This window comes from Kordia periserrulae, from assembly GCF_003054265.1.
Lineage (GTDB): Bacteria > Bacteroidota > Bacteroidia > Flavobacteriales > Flavobacteriaceae > Kordia > Kordia periserrulae.
Map to the genome: position 1 here is coordinate 182,522 of NZ_QBKT01000006.1, position 18,726 is coordinate 201,247.

The 18,726-nt window shown below is 35.4% G+C and carries 18 protein-coding genes; 6 read left to right on the forward strand and 12 right to left on the reverse strand.

The window, feature by feature from the left end; genetic code table 11:
• The first annotated feature begins 161 nt into the window (after window positions 1–161).
• Window positions 162–605 carry a GNAT family N-acetyltransferase gene (locus tag C8N46_RS13555; protein WP_108115448.1) on the forward strand — a complete coding sequence of 148 codons (444 nt, stop codon included), beginning with the start codon at window positions 162–164 and terminating at the stop codon, window positions 603–605.
• 6 nt (window positions 606–611) lie between these two features.
• Here the strand turns inward: C8N46_RS13555 and C8N46_RS13560 are convergent, their stop codons facing one another.
• Together C8N46_RS13560 and rnpA are read right to left on the reverse strand one after the other, a co-directional pair.
• A complete protein-coding gene (locus C8N46_RS13560) occupies window positions 612–2,249 on the reverse strand; it encodes a S41 family peptidase (RefSeq protein ID WP_108115449.1) in 1,638 nt (545 codons plus the stop codon).
• Window positions 2,250–2,291: 42 nt separating this feature from the next.
• Window positions 2,292–2,684: a ribonuclease P protein component gene (gene rnpA / locus C8N46_RS13565; protein ID WP_108115450.1), complete on the reverse strand. Its 393-nt coding sequence runs from the start codon at window positions 2,682–2,684 to the stop codon at window positions 2,292–2,294.
• A 73-nt stretch (window positions 2,685–2,757) separates the two neighbouring features.
• On the opposite strand from rnpA, the gene C8N46_RS13570 reads away from it, so the two are divergent.
• A complete protein-coding gene (locus C8N46_RS13570; protein WP_108115451.1) occupies window positions 2,758–3,069 on the forward strand; it encodes a hypothetical protein in 312 nt (103 codons plus the stop codon).
• A gap of 13 nt (window positions 3,070–3,082) precedes the next feature.
• Here the strand turns inward: C8N46_RS13570 and C8N46_RS13575 are convergent, their stop codons facing one another.
• The 6 genes from C8N46_RS13575 to C8N46_RS20510 all read right to left on the reverse strand — a co-directional run bounded on the left by C8N46_RS13575 (window position 3,083) and on the right by C8N46_RS20510 (window position 6,254).
• Window positions 3,083–3,274: a hypothetical protein gene (locus tag C8N46_RS13575; protein ID WP_108115452.1), complete on the reverse strand. Its 192-nt coding sequence runs from the start codon at window positions 3,272–3,274 to the stop codon at window positions 3,083–3,085.
• A gap of 73 nt (window positions 3,275–3,347) precedes the next feature.
• The gene (locus tag C8N46_RS13580; RefSeq protein ID WP_108115453.1) at window positions 3,348–3,947 is read right to left on the reverse strand and encodes a hypothetical protein; all 600 of its coding nucleotides are present in this window, start codon (window positions 3,945–3,947) and stop codon (window positions 3,348–3,350) included.
• On the reverse strand, window positions 3,944–4,384 hold the full coding sequence (locus tag C8N46_RS13585; RefSeq protein WP_108115454.1) for a phage holin family protein: 441 nt from the start codon (window positions 4,382–4,384) through the stop codon (window positions 3,944–3,946). Before C8N46_RS13585 ends, C8N46_RS13580 begins: the two co-directional genes overlap by 4 nt.
• On the reverse strand, window positions 4,371–4,805 hold the full coding sequence (locus C8N46_RS13590; RefSeq protein ID WP_108115615.1) for a TIGR02594 family protein: 435 nt from the start codon (window positions 4,803–4,805) through the stop codon (window positions 4,371–4,373). Before C8N46_RS13590 ends, C8N46_RS13585 begins: the two co-directional genes overlap by 14 nt.
• Window positions 4,806–5,185: 380 nt before the next feature.
• The gene (locus C8N46_RS13595; protein WP_245896859.1) at window positions 5,186–5,860 is read right to left on the reverse strand and encodes a phage tail protein; all 675 of its coding nucleotides are present in this window, start codon (window positions 5,858–5,860) and stop codon (window positions 5,186–5,188) included.
• 238 nt (window positions 5,861–6,098) lie between these two features.
• On the reverse strand, window positions 6,099–6,254 hold the full coding sequence (locus C8N46_RS20510; RefSeq protein ID WP_158269150.1) for a hypothetical protein: 156 nt from the start codon (window positions 6,252–6,254) through the stop codon (window positions 6,099–6,101).
• A gap of 268 nt (window positions 6,255–6,522) precedes the next feature.
• On the opposite strand from C8N46_RS20510, the gene C8N46_RS13600 reads away from it, so the two are divergent.
• A complete protein-coding gene (locus C8N46_RS13600; protein ID WP_108115455.1) occupies window positions 6,523–7,326 on the forward strand; it encodes a S24 family peptidase in 804 nt (267 codons plus the stop codon).
• A 116-nt stretch (window positions 7,327–7,442) separates the two neighbouring features.
• A complete protein-coding gene (locus tag C8N46_RS20515) occupies window positions 7,443–7,604 on the forward strand; it encodes a hypothetical protein (RefSeq protein ID WP_158269151.1) in 162 nt (53 codons plus the stop codon).
• Window positions 7,605–7,679: 75 nt separating this feature from the next.
• Here C8N46_RS20515 and C8N46_RS13605 read toward each other — a convergent pair whose 3' ends face one another.
• Genes C8N46_RS13605 through C8N46_RS13615 form a run of 3 tightly spaced genes read right to left on the reverse strand, consistent with a single transcriptional unit; the run spans window position 7,680 to window position 12,057 of the window.
• Window positions 7,680–9,518: a M1 family metallopeptidase gene (locus C8N46_RS13605; RefSeq protein ID WP_108115456.1), complete on the reverse strand. Its 1,839-nt coding sequence runs from the start codon at window positions 9,516–9,518 to the stop codon at window positions 7,680–7,682.
• Window positions 9,519–9,541: 23 nt separating this feature from the next.
• Entirely contained in the window at window positions 9,542–11,170 is a 1,629-nt protein-coding gene (locus C8N46_RS13610) for a S8 family peptidase (RefSeq protein WP_108115457.1), read from the reverse strand.
• A 29-nt stretch (window positions 11,171–11,199) separates the two neighbouring features.
• Window positions 11,200–12,057: an MBL fold metallo-hydrolase gene (locus tag C8N46_RS13615; protein ID WP_108115458.1), complete on the reverse strand. Its 858-nt coding sequence runs from the start codon at window positions 12,055–12,057 to the stop codon at window positions 11,200–11,202.
• A 250-nt stretch (window positions 12,058–12,307) separates the two neighbouring features.
• Here C8N46_RS13615 and C8N46_RS13620 point away from each other — a divergent pair, with 250 nt between their 5' ends.
• Complete coding sequence (locus C8N46_RS13620) at window positions 12,308–14,158, forward strand: cation:proton antiporter (RefSeq protein ID WP_108115459.1); 1,851 nt, start codon at window positions 12,308–12,310, stop codon at window positions 14,156–14,158.
• A 139-nt stretch (window positions 14,159–14,297) separates the two neighbouring features.
• Here the strand turns inward: C8N46_RS13620 and lepA are convergent, their stop codons facing one another.
• The gene (gene lepA / locus C8N46_RS13625) at window positions 14,298–16,094 is read right to left on the reverse strand and encodes a translation elongation factor 4 (protein ID WP_108115460.1); all 1,797 of its coding nucleotides are present in this window, start codon (window positions 16,092–16,094) and stop codon (window positions 14,298–14,300) included.
• Window positions 16,095–16,250: 156 nt separating this feature from the next.
• Between lepA and C8N46_RS13630 the strand changes: the two genes are divergently transcribed.
• Window positions 16,251–18,656, forward strand: coding sequence for an outer membrane beta-barrel family protein (locus C8N46_RS13630; RefSeq protein ID WP_146169823.1), 2,406 nt, complete (start codon window positions 16,251–16,253; stop codon window positions 18,654–18,656).
• Window positions 18,657–18,726 lie beyond the last annotated feature (70 nt).

An 18,726-nucleotide genomic window follows, 5' to 3' on the forward strand; every position in this document is an offset into this window, starting at 1 on the left:
AGACAAAATAAAAAAGACTCGTATTTTTAGCCATTATTGCTTTACTTTGTAGCTTTGTGCTAAAATAATAACGCAAATATATAACATATTACAATATATTAAAATCATTTTACAATATTTTATGTAAAATGTTCCCGTAGTTTCTATTTTATACTATTTTTATGCTAACAATCACTGTAAAACCTTTTGAAACCTTGACTATTGACGAATTGTATGATGTACTGCAACTGCGAAGCGAAGTTTTTGTGGTAGAACAAGATTGTGTGTATCAAGATATGGATGGGAAAGATAGAAAAGCACTGCACGTTATCGGGAGTGATGAAAATGGAAAGATTGTTGCCTACACGCGCCTGTTTGAGGCTGGCGATTATTTTGAGAACGCTAGTATTGGTAGAGTAGTGGTTTCAAAAGAGGCACGTGCGTTTGGCTACGGACACGAAATTATGAAAGCCTCTATTGCAGCAATTAAAACATATTATCACACAGAAGCCATTAAAATTTCGGCACAAACCTATTTGCGAAAGTTTTACAACGCGCACGGATTTACACAAATAGGAACCGAATACCTTGAAGATGGAATTCCGCACATTGCTATGATTCGATAAGTTTTTCTAGTTCAAAATACGATTGTATTCACTTTTGTTTGCTAATACTTCCGTTGCTTTTTTGATAGCTTCGTCATGCGTAAGTTGATATTCGTACAAGCCTTCTCGATAGAAATAACGCTTTAAAATTTCGTTTTGAAGTTCTACTTCAATTTGCTCTTTATACGTGTCTAAAGCGTCTAATTTGCTTTGTTGGATAGATTTCAATAGTTCTTTGTATTCTTTCGAAACCTCGTTGCCGAAATCAGTTGCTTCTTTGGTACTCATGATTTTTTTGAGTTCTCTTTCAGTATTGGTTTCGTAAAAATCCATGCTAGAAGCTTCCATACTTTCTTTGAACGCTTCGTAATCAATCGCATCTGCAGAGAAATCGTTCATTGTAGCAAATGAATTTTTGTTGTAGTATTCGGTTGCGTAATCAAAAACAGCTAAGTTTCCAACTAAGGCACGTGTAAAATCACTTGTTTTTTGAGACGCAATTACAATATCAGGGTTGATTCCGCCGCCATCATACACCGTTCTTCCTTTTTTCGTTTTAAACGCATTATAATCTTTCTCGCTCGTGCGAACAGCATTTCCATTTTCGTCTCTATTCCAATAATCCAACGCTTGAATACAACGCCCGGAAGGTGTATAATATCTGGAAATAGTGACTTTTAACTGTGTTCCGTAGGTCAGTTTTTTGGGTTGTTGTACCAAGCCTTTTCCAAAACTGCGCGCGCCAATAACAACAGCTCTATCTAAATCTTGCAAGGCTCCAGAAACAATTTCGCTAGCAGAAGCACTTTTTCCATTCACTAAAACAACCAACGGAATTTCTGTATCTACAGGTTGTTTTCTTGTTTTATACGTTCTGTTGTATTTTTTTACTTTCGATTTTGTAGTAACGATTACTTCGCCTTTTGGCACAAATAAGTTGACAATATCAATAGATTCTCGTAACAATCCGCCAGGATTTCCGCGTAAATCGAGTACAATGCGTTCAGCGCCGTCTTCTTTCAAACGCTCTAAAGCATCTTTGGTTTGCGCGCTTGCTTTTTTATTGAATTTTGCTAAGACAATATAACCCGTTTTATCATCAATCATTTTATAAAAAGGAACCGCGTCAACTTCTACTTTGCTTCGTGTCAATTCCGTTTCGTATTCTTTTCCTTGACGTTTGTACACGATATTTATTTTGCTATTGGCAGCACCTTTTAACAATTCGCCTGTATCTTCTTTAAAATTGGCAACAACGATATCGTCAATTTTAATGATTTCATCGCCAGCTTTCAACCCCGCTTTGTCTGCTGGATATCCTTTATAAGGCTCAATAATGGTGATTTTATTGTTATTTCTACGGACAGAAGCACCAATTCCTGAGTATTCACCTGCGTTTCTGATTTTGGCAGCTTCTACATCTTGTTCGTTGTAGAATTTTGTGTACGGATCTAAATCGTTCAGCATTTCTTTAATGGCATCATCCATCAATTCTGCTGGATTGGTTTCGTCAACATAATTCATGTTTAATTGTTTAAACATGGTCGTGAAAATTTCAATTTGCTTGGCAATTTCAAAGAAATCACTTTTAAATCCGACCGCACCAAATAAAATCATGATTGCCAATACAGGAATAATAATTCGTTTTTTTAACAGTTTTTTCATCTTTTTACTTCATTAATAGTTCGCAAGCTTCTTTTTGTATAACTAGTTTTCAAGCGTGTTTGTTGCATCAATTTTTTCAATAAATTTTTCCAACAATCGAGTCATTGAAGCATCTATTTCTTCAAATGTAGGTTCTTGTTTTCCAATATACAAAAACATAAAAGCATAGGATGTTGATATTCTGTTAAAAACCTCATTTTTGTGCAAACGGTAGGCTTCTCGCATCAATCTTTTGATATGATTGCGCGTTACGGCTTTTTTAAAACGTCTTTTAGCCACAGAAACACCAGCTTGTACGGGAACATTTTTTGGCAAATCGGTTGCAATAAAAACAAGTCGCAACGGAAATTTTGTTACGGCTGCTCCTTCGCTAAAAAGAAGTTCCACGCACTTTTTACTTTTCAATTTTTCTTCTTTCGGAAAACGATAGTTCATGTATATGTATTGAATCTCGGTAAAAATAGAAAATAAGATTGTAATTTGTATCTTTATAAGAGATTGACCGCAGATGAAAAAAGTAAACTTAGAACGGTATTTTAAATTATTCACCAATGACGAGGCGGAAATTTTTTTTGACAATGCATTGAAACAACAACAAATTGATTTTGTAAAAAGAGACATTCCCGATTCAAAGTTTACAGAGTATTTTTTCAATGAAAAGGACTTGCCTTTTGTAGAGCATGTGAATGAATGCTTGAAGGAGAAAGAATCAGAAGAAACGCTCAATACCTTGGAAAAATTTAAAAGAAAACCTTTTGTGTTTGAATTTTTAACATTCGTATTAATTCTGCTAATAATTTTGTTATTGTTTTCAATTTGAAGTAATTATATAACTATTTTCTTCTTCTCCTAATTCCTTTACGATGTATATGTAGTTGTAAGGCATTTTCTTGAACCATACTTATTTGCGGTTCAAGGGTTACTTCATTATCACTTTCGCAGGCTTTCAGCAATGTACTATACCAAAGCAAAAGTGCTATCATAATTAGTAATATTCGATCGGTTGATAAATGTATTTTTTTCATGATTTTTACAGGTAAAAAAGAGCCTTTGCTTATAACAAAGGCTCTGTAATTATTCTACAATATTGGGTGAAAATTATTGGTAGAAATACATTGATTTTAAACCAATGTATGCTTCTCCACTGTGTTTATCGTCCATATCTAATATGATTCCATAAATTACAGGTGTTTTAGGAATTTCGACACTTACACCGCCGTTATCAAACTGGCTTTCGGTATATTGTTCTAAATCTCCACTAAATAATACATCTGTCATTTCTGGAACAATGGTTCCATGTGTGGTAGTATACATCATTTTTTCAGTCATACCATACATTCTACAGGTTTTAATACCTCCTTTTGGAAGAGCATTTTGTCCTGCGTTAATATAGGTAAATCTAGTAATGCTACATGGGTTTTTAAAGTAAATACACAAACGTTGATTTGTTGTTTGCCCTGATTCACTTAACCAAAGATAATTGGTGGCAGCTTCTTTTTGCAAAGGTCTATCAATGAAAGGTGAAGTTGCATGATACACAGCTGAATTTGAATAGGTTGATGTTGCTTCTGCTGTATGAACTGGTACAGGAAATAGATTAACATGCACCAAGCTATCTAGCAGATTTTCATACTGTCCTTGCGTTGGTTTGTCACCAGTTTCAAAATAAGATTTTAATGTGTCTAATGTTTGTTTCATTTTTTCTGTTTTTTTTGATCGTTTTCGGAATCATTAACAAGATGATCTATGGTTTCTTTTAAATCGTTAAAAGACCTTTTTTTGATTAAATTCACCAAAGCCTTAAACGGATCAATACCATAAATAGCGTTAAAATTTTCCATAATGGATTTAATTTCAGCAATTGCTATAAATCCAGCAATAATGCGCATAAACGGAACTTCATTTACAATGTATTTTTCTAATAAAAAAGCAGACAATACCACTAAATTATAAATGAAAAATTTCGAAATCGTATTTCCGATACGTTCACCTGAAATTGGAATTTTTTTCTTAATACCCGCATACGACTCTGTGATGAAGTGAACAGCAATTAAAAAAGCAACAGTTAACATCACAGAAATAGTAGGAGCAATTAAGGCAAACAACCAAAATAGGTATGGTTTAAACTTTTCCATCTTTTTCTAGTTTCCTATAGTCTAATACCCTGTTTTTAGGATAGGCTTTGATAGAAACTCTATTATTTTGATTGCCTCCTAAAATGTACACATATCGCTTTGTTTGCTTTACAAAAAAACCGACATGACCTTTCCAACTACTAGGAGAATCGCGCCATAGGACAACAATATCTCCTTGTTTGGGCGATGCGGTCGATTCACCAACATTCAACCAACTTCTAGCGTTTAATTTTCCGCTATATGTATAATTTTCCGTTTTAGCAACCCAATTCGCAAATGCACTACACCAAGCAGTTTCATCATGTAGTTTGCTACCATCAAATCCTAAAATTTCAAAATATCGTATAATTTGGGGATTATCTGCCTTACCATCAACTTCCGTAACTCCGTATTGAGATAACGCCTTTTGAATTAAGCTCATAGTTTCAATTTTTTTTAATATTTGGCGATACTTCTCCATTTTTATCGTTTTAAAAGAGAGTAAAAAGTATTGCCTTCGCTACTGAACAATCAGTGCGTGGTTTATATATTCATGAAAATGTTGGAATTTAATTTGAGAATAAAAAACTTAGATTAGATGCAACTTTCTTTTTATATTTTTCTTAACCAGAATAAGGCTTTGCATACTTTTAAGATTCTTCTCAACAGTGTATTTTAATATACGAATCGTACAAAATGATGTACTGTTCATTAGAAAAGCGAGTTCAAATATAAAACATATTACAATATAAAACAAACATATTACAAAATTATTTTTAATTTTTCTGCTTTTTGTTTGAATACGTTATTTTACAGGTAAATTTAACTTGCTAAAGGATCAATTCCTTCCAAAGCAATGATAGTATTCACTACAAGATATGGTTGCATATTATTAATAGGTGTTGCGCTTCCTGTATTGGCTGTTGCTCCTGATAGTGTAACATTTCCATCAATTTGAACGTTGTCGGCTGCCATTAATTTATCGTTAACGTATGGATTGTATATGTAATCGGGTATAGAACCTGTAAAAACTCCAAAATTTTTATTTTGAGGATCCCCTGACTCACCATCTTCTTCATTAACCTTTACAGTTCCCGTTAAATTATGCGATGCTGCCAAACTACCGACATCATGATTATGTGCTGGTAATTGACTCTCTGTAAGCGTGTTTTCCGTTGTACCACCAGCTTGACCGAGAGTGTACGTTGAATCATTATGAATCATGGTTTTTCCTTGCAAATTTGGCAATGCAAACGTACTAGTACCGTCACCGCCATAAGTAGTTCCTATCAAGTTGAACAATACGCTGTGTTCAGCAATATTTAATAATTGCCCATTACAGGCAGCCCAACCACTAGGAATAGTAGCAAAACTCACCGTTTTAATTTCTCCAACCATTGGCATGGCTAAACTGTCTAATAAGTCTATATATTGCACTTCTTTAGGCTTGTTGCCAGTTTCAAAATAGGATTTTAATTCTTGAATTGTTTTTTTCATGATTTGCTATTTTAATTTTTTAAATGAAATTTCAGCTAAAAAAAATCCCTTACGCGAAGGGATTTTTTGAATACGTAGTGTAGTGATGAATATGAATAACTAACCCTAAGAACTTTTTCATACTACAATAAGCGTATTCACTGCAGGATATGTTTGTGTTTTTTGAAATGGAAAGCTCTTGCTTTTGCAGGAGCTTTCCAGATATACATATGTTAATACGTGTTGAGTGACTAGCTAACTATTGTTTTAAAATATTGTATATCGTCTTTTCTGAAATGAACAGTCTATCCACCAATTCGTTGATGATGACTTTCATTTGTTTTGCAGAATTGTCTTCTACATAGTTGTGAATGAATTTTTTTCTTTTGTCTAATAGCTCTTTACTTCGTTTCATGGTACTTATTATATGATGTTATTTTATTCTACTTTTTTTAAAATCGTATGTGAATTGCAGCATTCAAATACGTAACCGTCAGTCTATATTGTATCGCTTTTTATGTATTTATGAAGAATAAAAACGATATTTATCTTCACAAATGTTTGATTTTCAATAAAAATTCGTATATTAGCAACAAATTACAGGACAAATATAAACAAATTACAGATTAATTCAAACATAAAACAGAAATAATTTGTAAAATGTTTAAAAATCGTAGCTATATATGGAAGGAATACATGAAAAAATAAAGGAAATCATAGATCATTTTCGACTCAACAATAATTCTTTTTCCAAACGAATTGGCGTTACAAGTACTACTATTGACAGTATTACCAACGGTAGGCCACAACCTGATGGTTCTAGAAAAAGAACAAAGCCAGGCTATGATTTACTGACAAGCATTATCAACGAGTTTGACATCAATCCAGATTATTTATTTGGTAAAAGTTCTCAAATGTTTAAATCGAACAACACAGAACTTCAAACATATGCTGGAATTCCACAAGTAGTTGCGGTAAATCAAGAAGGAGAAGAAAACGTAGTGTATGTTCCTATCAAAGCACGTGCAGGGTATTTAGACGGATATGGCGATGCAGACTATATTGAAACATTGCCATCGTTTAGCATGCCGCATTTAACCAATGGAACCTATCGCTGTTTTGAAGTACAAGGAAATTCCATGGTACGCACATTTTTTGATGGCGATTTGGTATTTGGTAAATATGTGGAAGATTTAAGCGATATCAAAGATGGTCGTGTATATGTTATTGTGAGCCGAAATGATGGAATTGTACTAAAACGTGTCATTAATCGAATAGAAGAGCGCGGAAAGCTTATCTTAAAGTCCGATAATAAAGATGGGAACTATCCAACCTATACCATCAATGCAGAAGAAGTGATGGAAGTTTGGTATGTAACCATGTTCGCATCCAAACAAATGCCAGAACCTGTAGATGTATATGATAGATTGCATGATTTGGAAAGTAAGATTGTGCTACTAGAAAATGCTCTTCAACAGAAAAACTAAAAATTCAAACTATAAATAGGGTTAAGTAGCTGCTAAATCATTTAATTTATGGTAAAACCATAAGTTAAATTATAAGCTTTTTCTTAATTTTAAGAAAGAATTTAACCTTATATATTATGAAAAAAAAGAATTTTAAAACATTAAAGCTACAAAAAGTAGCTATTTCTAGTCTTGAAAATGAAAATTTAAAAGGTGGCTGGACGACAAAACCAACTTCTCCAATAGTTTCTTGGGAAGGCATGAGTTGTGAACCCTATCAAAGTTGCGATAATTGCTAAAAAAGAACTTACAGGAATAAAAAAAGCGAGATTAACTAATAATCTCGCTTTTTCTGTTTTTATAAATTGTTGACACTATTGCTGTGCCACATTGTTTTCTCTATTGACATCAGCCATCAATTCTGACGGATCAATTTCTACACTTTTTATGGTTTTACTAGTTTGTAGCGTATATGTCGGATATGCCCAAGCCCAATCTGGTTTTATGGTTGCGGTGGTTGGTTTTTCACCGCGCATCATGCGTAACGGAATGTAAAATTCTTCACTAGAACCATCGGCATAATTTACCGTAATATCTATAGGCATTGGCATTAAACCAATTCGTTCTAACACAACATTACTTCCGTTGATTTCTTTTACACCGTAATCAATCGTATTGGTGGTTTGTCCCCAATCTGTTAAATACCAATCTAAATGAATTCCAGAAACTTTTTCAGCAGTTCTTTTAATGTCATTTGGCGTTGGATGCTTGAATTTGAAATCGTCAAAGTACTTTCTAAGTGTTTTTTCTAGATTATCTTTTCCAATTACATATTCCAATTGTGCTAAGAAAATAGCACCTTTACTATATGCCGAAACACCATACGCTCTATTGTATTCGTATCGATCGGCATGCGTGGTAAGCGGCTGCTCTTTTCCTGATTCTACCAAACGATAATATGAAATATACGAGCCTTTGTGAGGGTTTTCACGATTCATGCCCATAATTTGATTCATGCATCGATTGGAAATATAACTTGTAAATCCTTCGTCCATCCATTCGTGTTTGGATTCGTTGGTTGCTAACAAAAATTGAAACCATGTGTGTGCTAATTCGTGAGCCGTAACACCTACCAAACTTCCAAAACTTCGTTTTCCAGTAATTAAGGTACACATGGCATATTCCATTCCGCCATCACCACCTTGGATTACCGAATATTGCTTATATGGATATGCCCCGATGTATTTATTAAAATACACCATCATTTCTGCTGTTTTTTCCTGTAATTTTTTCCAATTGTCTTTAATTTCAGGATCGTTTTTGTATAAGAAATGCAAAGTAACATCATTCGGTCCTTTGTAGGTATCGTGTACATAATCAGGATCAGCTGCCCATGTAAAATCGTGCACGTTTGGCGCTTTAAAATGCCAGGTAAGCTTCTCGCCAGCAGGTCTTTTTACCGTTCCCGTTTCATAACCATACCCAATTTCGTTTGGATTTTGCAAATACCCTGTTCCGCCCAAAATATAGTTTTTATCAATGGTAATTTTTACATCAAAATCGCCCCAAACACCGTGAAACTCTCTTCCAATGTATGGCGGCGTGTGCCAACCTTCAAAATCGTATTCTGCCATTTTTGGATACCATTGCGTCATCGATAAGGCAACGCCTTCACTGTTGTTTCTACCTGAACGGCGAATTTGTACAGGAACTTGTCCGTTAAAATTCATATCAAAAGTAGTCGAAGCGCCAGGCATGATAGGTTTTGCTAAGGTTACTTCTAAAATAGTTCCTTCAGTAGTGTACGAAAGCTGTTTTCCATCTTGCGTAAGCGAATTTACACGTAAATAGCCAATTTCACTATCAGATAATTTACTAATACGATCACCCACACGTCTATCAGGATCGGCAATCGTTCGTGAGCGTACATCCATTTCACTTCCAGGCTGAAACGCATTGAAATACAAATGATAATATACTTTGTCTAACACATCAGGAGAGTTGTTCGTATAGACCAACTTTTGCGTTCCTGTATATTGATAGTTGTTGACATTCATATCAATACTCATGTCATAATTGACTTTTTGTTGCCAATAAGTAGATGAAGTTTGATGAGAAGCAACATTGTTATTTTTAGCAATAGTTTCCTGTTGTGGTTTGCATGCAAAAGCAGCCAACACAAACAGCATACTTAATTTAGTTACTAATTTCATGTATTTTTTAAGTTTTATGAGTTTTACAGCTGAACTTTTCCTCTACTGACTTTATCCGCTAAAATAAGCGCATTGTATGCATTTGCTATTTTCCCAGTTTTAGATGATTTAGAAAACGGCATCGCGTCTTTTGATTGGTCAACAATTACATCTCTGTTAATAGAAAGCCCAGATTGCATAATAATCTTTTTTACTTGTGCAGCGGTTAGTTTTGGATATTGCGACATGATTAAGGCTGCAATTCCTGAAACATTTGGTGCTGCCATAGAAGTTCCTCCAATGGATTCGTATTCGTTTTCTGGGAATGTAGAGTAAATACTAGATCCTGGTGCGAAAACGTCAACGTTATTTTGTCCATAATTTGAATATGCAGCAACCATTTGCGAACCGTATTCATTCGTTAATGCACCAACTGTTAAAAAGGTGTCTGAAACTTCACTTCCTTTCGGTGTTTGGTCGTTTGGAAATACCTCTTTTTCATCCAAGTTTGTATTTTCATTTCCTGCTGCATTGACAATGAGTACATTGTTTTTTCCCGCGTAAGCGATGGCATCACGAATCCATTCGCTGTTTTGAGAAAAATATTTACCAAAACTTGTATTGATAATTCGCGCGCCGTTATCAACTGCATAACGAATCCCTAAAGCCACATCTTTGTCATATTCATCACCATTTGGCACCATACGAACCGCCATAATTTCTACGTTATTGGCAACACCATTCATTCCGATTCCGTTGTTACGCTCTGCAGCAATGATTCCTGCAACGTGTGTTCCGTGCGATTCTGACTTTACCGAATGCTTTACATTTGCATTTCCATAATTGGTATCTGTTATGTCATACGGATTGTCTCCTACCACAGCACGACCGTCAAAATCAGGATTTAGATAATAGTTTAAATAATCTGTAATGGCATTTTGAACATAATCTTTAAGTTCAGCAATCACTTCTTCCATTGTATTATTTGCTGGGTTGATGCTTAAAAAGTATTTCGCAGCGCCGATATATGGTTTCAATTCTTCGCTCGGATTGCTGATAGAATTTATTTCTTTTTTAGTGTAATCACTTTTCTTAAAGTATTTTGTAAGTGCCTCATGCGATTCTTCTGCTTTTTGTAAAATCTGCTCTATTCGTACTTTGAGCTGCTTTTTTTCTGCATACTCTTCCTCCATTTCAGCTTTTGCTTCCGCATACTTTGGATGACTTGGTCCTTTTTTTACGATTCGTGTTTTTTCCATGTTTTCATTGTACGAATCGCCTAAAAAGTTCCAGCCGTGTATATCGTCTACATATCCGTTGTTATCATCGTCTTTTCCGTTGTTAGGAATTTCTTTTGAATTGGTCCAAATGACAGCATCTAAATCTTCATGATCAATATCAATTCCAGAGTCTAGAACGGCTACTATTACTTTTTTTCCTTTTTTTCCTTTGATGATTTCCGCATACGCTTTGTCCACACTCATTCCAGGAATAGTGTCTGTTACCAAATCTTTATGTCCCCACGATTTGAGTTCTTCATCAGTAAGCGCACGCTCTTTTAGTGGCGTTGCGTCAATATTTTCAATGGGAGTTGATAAAATAGGAGCTGTAGAGGTACAACTTGCCAACGCAAGCAATGATACAGCAAAAATTGAGGGTTTTAGTATTTTCATTATGCTATTTAATTATGAGTAAATTCTATTTAAAGTATATCGTTACACGTAAAAACTTCGTTGAGTCGCACTCCTTTTTCTGTGTGTTTTACAGTAATAATTTCGTTGTGCGCATCGTGTTCCATGAAGAGATAAAAATTCTGATCGGCTGCCATGTTTAGAAACTTTTCTTTTTCATCTAAAGTAAGCAGAGGTCTAGTATCATATCCCATGACAAATGGAAGCGGCAAATGGCCCGCCGTAGGCAATAAATCTGCCATAAAACAAATGGTTTTTCCTTGGTAGTGAATCATCGGAATCATTTGCTTTTCGGTATGACCGTTCGCAAAAAACACATCAAAACCGAGCGCTGAATTTTCCAAAATATCCACTTCAGGTTGTGCAATGAAGTTGAGGTGACCGCTTTCCTGCATCGGAATGATATTTTCTTTTAAGAAAGAAGCTTTTTCACGTCGGTTTGGAATGGTTGCCCATTGCCAATGGTTTTCATTACTCCAAAACCGAGCGTTTTTAAATGCAGGTTCGTATCCTGTTCGGTCTTTATTCCATTGAATGCTTCCACCACAGTGGTCAAAATGCAAATGCGTCATAAACACATCGGTAATATCATCTTTATGAAAACCGTATTTTTTAAGCGATTTTTCAATAGAATGGTCGCCCCAAAGATGATAATAACCGTAAAACTTATCACTTTGCTTGTTTCCCATGCCCGTATCAATCAAAATTAGCCGATTGCCATCTTCAATCAACAAACAACGCGCTGCAATATCAATCATGTTATATGCGTCTGCAGGATTGGTACGTTGCCATAACGATTTTGGAACTACGCCAAACATAGCGCCGCCGTCTAATTTAAAGTTTCCAGCTTCAATGGGATAGAGCTTCATATATACGTTGGGTTTAGCTTGCAAATTAACAAAACCACGACAAAAATGCGTGTTTATTAAGGTTTTATTAAGAAAATGTGAAGCGAAATTTCAACTATTAAATCATCAAAGCGATTTTAAAGGTGTTTTTGCAACTATTTTTATGTTGAATCGATTACTTTTTTTCTTCCTTTTGCATTGTTTAACTTTAGATGCTATTTTATACTATTTTAATTGTTAAATTTACGATTCATTTTCAAAAAAAGAATACATGCTCGAACTCGCGGGAATTATCATTTTAGGAATATTGGCACAATGGGTTGCGTGGAAGCTTAAAATTCCAGCAATTTTACCATTGATATTGATTGGTTTGTTAGTAGGACCCATAGCCGCAGAATTTTTATCAGAAGACGGTAACAAATGGATTGAGCCAATTTGGGATGAAGAAAAGAAAAAAGGGCTTTTTCCAGGAGAAAGTCTCTTCAATTTTGTATCCCTTGCCATTAGTATTATTCTGTTTGAAGGTGGATTAACCTTGAAACGTGCCGAAATTAAAAATGTAGGCCCTGTAATTACGAAACTAATTACGCTTGGTACGGCAGTCACTTTTTTTGGAGCAGGAATCGTAGCGCATTTTATTTTTAACTTGAGTTGGGAATTATCGTTTCTTTTTTCAGGATTGATTATTGTAACGGGACCAACGGTAATTACGCCCATTCTTCGAAATATTCCGCTTAAAAAAGACATTTCAACCGTATTAAAGTGGGAAGGAATTTTAATTGACCCAATAGGAGCTTTAGTTGCCGTTTTGATGTTTGAATTTATTAGTGTTGGTGGCGATAGTGGTTTTACCAAAACCGCCTTAATCGAGTTTGGAAAAATCATCTTATTTGGAACAACATTTGGATTCACATTTGCGCACGCGTTGGCGTTTGCGGTGAATAAAAAATTGATTCCACACTATTTGTTGAATGTAGTTTCCTTATCAACCGTATTATTAGTGTTTGTAGAATCGGAAATCTTTGCGCACGAATCAGGTTTATTAGCAGTTGTGGTGATGGGAATGGTGTTGGCAAACGGAAAACTAGAAAATATTAAAGAACTCTTATACTTTAAAGAATCGCTCAGTGTCTTGCTAATTTCTATCTTGTTTATTTTGCTTGCCGCGAATATTAACAAGGATGATTTGATGTTGTTGTACAACTGGCAAACCGCCATTTTGTTTGCGTTGGTCGTTTTTGTCATTCGTCCGTTAGGTGTTTTTCTTAGCACAATGAATTCAAAATTAAAAACCAACGAAAAGCTATTTATCAGTTGGGTAGGACCGCGTGGAATTGTAGCTGCGGGAATTGCTTCGTTATTTGGAAGTAAATTGGCAAAACAAGGCGTAGAAGGTGCCGAATACATTACGCCACTAGTATTTATGATTGTACTCGGAACGGTATTATTAAACGCAACCACAGCGCGTTTGTTTGCGAAAATGGTGGGCGTTTTTCTAACAAAGTCAGAAGGAATATTGATTGTAGGTGCTTCTAAAGTATCTCGCTTGTTAGGACATTATCTAAAAAATAACGGACGACATGTGGTGTTGATTGATAGCAACCAAAGTAATATTAAAAAAGCGCAAGAACTTGGCTTAGAAGCGATTAGTACAGATATTTATTCCAACACCTTAACCGATAATATTGAATTGAACGATGTTGGATATTTAATTGCGCTTACTGGAAACTCTGGAATTAACAAGTACGCTATAGACAAATTTGGTGCTGAATTTGGAGAAAATGGTTCGTTCCGATTGGTAACCAAAGAAGAAATGCTCGACGAAAATAACAATCCTGTAGAAGGCCTTTTTTCTAGTACCGACGATTACAATTCATTAACCGAAGTAACTCGAAAATATCCTTCTATTCAAGAAATTGACATCAACGATGCGGCACATTACAACAGCTTAATTGAGCAAACCAACCTCGAAAAGTACACGATTCCATTATTCATCAAAAAAGAAGATGGCGAATTGGATATCATTTCCTTAAAAGATACCAAACTAGAGGAAGTTGGGAAAAACTGGAAACTTGTCTACTTAGGAAAACCCTTTGATGTTGAGGTGACGGAAACGAATTAATGGAGATCTTTAGAACGTTTCACTTTTTAGAGACGCTTGCTTTAGATTTTTAGACTTTTTTAGAAACAGCTAGCGCGAGTTTAAAAATCGCGCTAGCTGTTTTAATCTTAATTCTAGACTCTAAAAATCTTGAATCTATTTAATCATTTAGTTTCAACACTGCCATAAATGCTTGTTGTGGAATTTCTACGTTTCCTACTTGACGCATGCGTTTTTTACCTTTTTTCTGCTTTTCTAGCAGTTTACGCTTACGCGAGATATCTCCACCGTAACATTTTGCGGTTACGTCTTTACGAAGTGCTTTAATGGTTTCACGCGAAATAATCTTAGCACCAATCGCAGCTTGAATTGGAATATCAAATTGCTGTCTTGGAATTAATTCTTTGAGCTTTTCACACATCTTTTTTCCGATGTTATATGCATTGTCAAAGTGAATCAAGGCAGAAAGCGCATCTACCGGTTGTGCATTCAATAAAATATCAACACGAACCAATTTTGAAGCGCGCATTCCTATTGGCGAATAGTCAAACGACGCATAGCCTTTGGAAACCGTTTTTAATCGATCATAAAAGTCAAAAACAATTTCTGCCAATGGCATGTCAAACGACAATTCTACACGTTCTGTTGTCAAATACGTTTGATTGGTAATTTGACCACGTTTTTCAATACACAACGACATTACGTTTCCAACAAAGTCAGCTTTGGTAATGATGGTTGCTTTGATATACGGTTCTTCTACACGATCCAATCCTGAAGGATCAGGCAAATCAGAAGGATTATTTACAATGATAATTTCGTCAGGATTTTTCTTCGTGAATGCATGATACGATACGTTTGGAACCGTAGTAATCACGGTCATGTTGAATTCGCGCTCCAAACGTTCTTGGATGATTTCCATGTGCAACATTCCCAAAAATCCACAACGGAAACCAAAGCCCAATGCAGCAGAACTTTCAGGTGTAAATACTAGCGAAGCATCATTCAGTTGCAGTTTTTCCATCGAATTACGCAATTCTTCATAATCTTCGGTATCTACTGGATAAATTCCTGCAAAAACCATTGGTTTTACGTCTTCAAAACCTTCAATCGCGTTTTTGGTTGGATTTTTGGCGTCTGTAATCGTATCACCTACTTTTACCTCGCGCGCATCTTTAATTCCTGTGATTAAATACCCAACATCGCCCGTTTTGATTTCTTTCTTTACAACTTGATTTAGCTTCAAGGTTCCTACTTCATCTGCATAATATTTTTTTCCAGTAGCGACAAACTTAATCTCTTGTCCTTTTTTAATAGCACCATTGATTACTCTAAAATAGGTTTCTACACCTCGGAATGGATTGTACACAGAGTCAAAAATTAAGGCTTGTAAAGGCTCGTCTGGACTTCCTTTTGGCGCAGGAATACGCTCAATAACAGCTGCTAAAATATTATCGACACCAAAACCAGTTTTTCCACTTGCGTGAATGACTTCTTCGGGATCGCAACCTAACAAATCAACAATATCATCGGTTACTTCTTCAGGATTGGCACTTGGTAAATCTACCTTATTTAAGACTGGAATAATTTCCAAATCGTTTTCGAGTGCCAAATATAAGTTTGAAATGGTTTGTGCTTGAATGCTTTGTGCGGCATCAACAATCAATAATGCACCTTCGCAGGCAGCAATGGATCGCGATACTTCATACGAGAAATCTACGTGTCCAGGAGTATCAATCAAGTTTAAAATATATTCTTGTCCTTCATACGTATATTCCATTTGAATAGCATGTGATTTAATCGTGATACCACGCTCACGTTCTAAGTCCATACTATCTAGTAATTGATCTTGTTTTTCGCGTTCTGTAACCGTGTTTGTAAAATCTAACAAACGGTCAGCCAACGTACTCTTTCCATGATCAATATGTGCAATAATGCAAAAGTTTCTAATGTGCTTCATGTAGTTTATCGCTAATATTTTGCAAATATAGTTCTTTTAGCTACCAAAAACACACGTTTGCAAGAGAGAAGCAAAGATTTTTTAATTAAAGATGTAGCTTTTTTTCTACGTTCAATAAAATTGAATATATTTGCCCTCTATAACCAAACCAACGCCATGAACTTAAAAATCACAAGTTTATTTGTGTTTTTTACTTTTTTAACCGCTGTAGGACAAGAAACGTATCAAGTCACAGGAAAATTGATTGCTTCTGATTCAGAAAAGGCCATCTCTTTTGCCAATGCGGTATTACTTCGAGAAGGTGTTGTGGTCAAAGGAAGTTCGTCCGAGTCTTCAGGAATGTTTTTAATAGAAAATATTTCATCAGGAAATTATGAACTCAATATTAGCTTTTTAGGTTATAAAACGTACACAAAAAGTATGGAAGTCCAGAGCGATTTGAATTTGGGAACCATCATTCTTCAAAAAGATACAGAAGCTTTAGACGATGTTACGATTACGAACAAAAAACCGTCATTACAACGTGAAATTGACCGTTTGGTGTTCAACATTCAAGGAACGTCACTTACCGAAGAAAATACTTGGGAAGTATTGCGCAGAACGCCAGGTGTGATTGTTATCAACAATACATTGTCTATTAAAAATAGTACGCCGATTGTTTATATCAACGATAGAAAAGTACACCTCTCCAATAGTGAAATTTATCAATTGTTAGAAGGAACGCCCGCAGAAACGGTAAAATCGGTTGAGGTCATTACTAATCCGCCAGCGCGCTACGATGCACAAGGAAGTACCATTTTGAATATTGTAATGGAAAAAAACTTAATTGTTGGCTATCACGGAAGTGTGTATGGAAACTTTACACAAGGCGTTTTTCCACGATATAATGCAGGAATCAACCAGTTTTACAAGCGCGGAAAGTTTAATATTTTCGGAAATTACAATTACACAGACAATAAGATAAATAGAGATAATGATGAGGTGATTAATTATTTGGATGATACGACTACAACGTCTGTGTGGAATTCACTGATTAATCGCAATACGTGGTCCAATCAGCATAATGTGAATTTGAATATTGATTACGAATTTGACGAAAAAAATTCGCTGAGTTTTTCTGGAAACTTGCTCTATTTACCACATTGGAAACGGAACACGTTTACAAATGCTGTGGTAGACGATCAAACAGTTGCGGACAATGATTTTTCATTATTGGCAATTAATAAATTCAACCAAGACAAGCACAATTTAGGGTTGAATGTAGATTATGTGCACAATTTTGAAAAACCAGGCGAAAAACTCTCAGCGAATATTCACTATACGGATTATGATAAAGAAGATGATCAGTTTGTTACTACAGATTACGCAGTTGTTTCAAGTCCTGACTTTTCTACAGCGTTTACGACACATGCCAATCAACGCACCAATATTTTGAGCGGACAAGTCGATTACGAATTGCCCATCAGTGAAACGTCAAATTTTGAAGCAGGCGCAAAGGTTGCCAATATTGATACCAAAAGCGATTTGTTGCAATTCAATATTGAAAATGGAGTTTCGGTGTTGGATGTAAATAATTCTGATGTGTTTGATTACGATGAGGCTATTTACGCGGCGTATATCAGTTATGCTAAAAGCTGGGAAGATTGGAGTTTGAAAATTGGCTTTAGAGGTGAACAAACGGAAATTAAAGGCGTTTCTGGAAGCACGAATCAAACCAATACACAAAACTACTTTGAGTTGTTTCCGAGTGCGTATCTGAGTCATAAAGCCTCAGAAAAAGTCAATATTTATGCAGATTTCAGCAGAAGAATTCAGCGACCAAGTTTTGACGATTTGAATCCGTTTCGCTATAATTTTACCGACTTTTCATTTGTAACGGGAAATCCGCGTTTACAACCTGCCATTACCAATCGATATAAAGTTGGTGTGGAAATTGATGATACGTTTTTTATTGAAGCGTATTACACCTACAATAAAGCAGCTATTTTTGAACTCACCTTGCAAGACAATCAAAATGATGTGATACAATATATTGCTTCAAACATTGAAAAAAGTGTCGACTATGGGCTAGATTTTGTCACGTATTTTCCTGTAACCGACACGTGGGATGTGTCTTTTGTGTCGTCTGTATTCAATATGAGTGATACATTTACCTTAGGAGATAATGTGCAAACAACGCAAAGCAAATGGTCGTTGTACACTACTTTAGACAATAATTTTACCTTTTTAAAAGACCAAAGTTTAACGGCGAACCTTTCTCTACTTTACATTTCGAGTAATATTCAAGGACTTTCTGAAGTATCAGATAGAAACTTTGTGAGTTTATCGTTACGAAAGACGTTGTGGCATAAAAAAGCAACCATTTCCTTAACGTTGAATGATATCTTAAACGGACAAGAATTCACAAAAACGACACGTTTTGTCAATCAAAATAGTCGTTACTTTACCAATTACGATACGCAAACCATTCGTGTTGGATTTCGATATAACTTCGGAAATACGCGATTACAAACCAATCAACGTACCAAATCTTCTGCAGAGCAAGAGCGTTTGAAGGAGTAAGTGAACCTCTCTTAAACAGCTTACAATCTACCTTTTAGATACTTTAGTACTTTAAATTTTTCCTGTATCT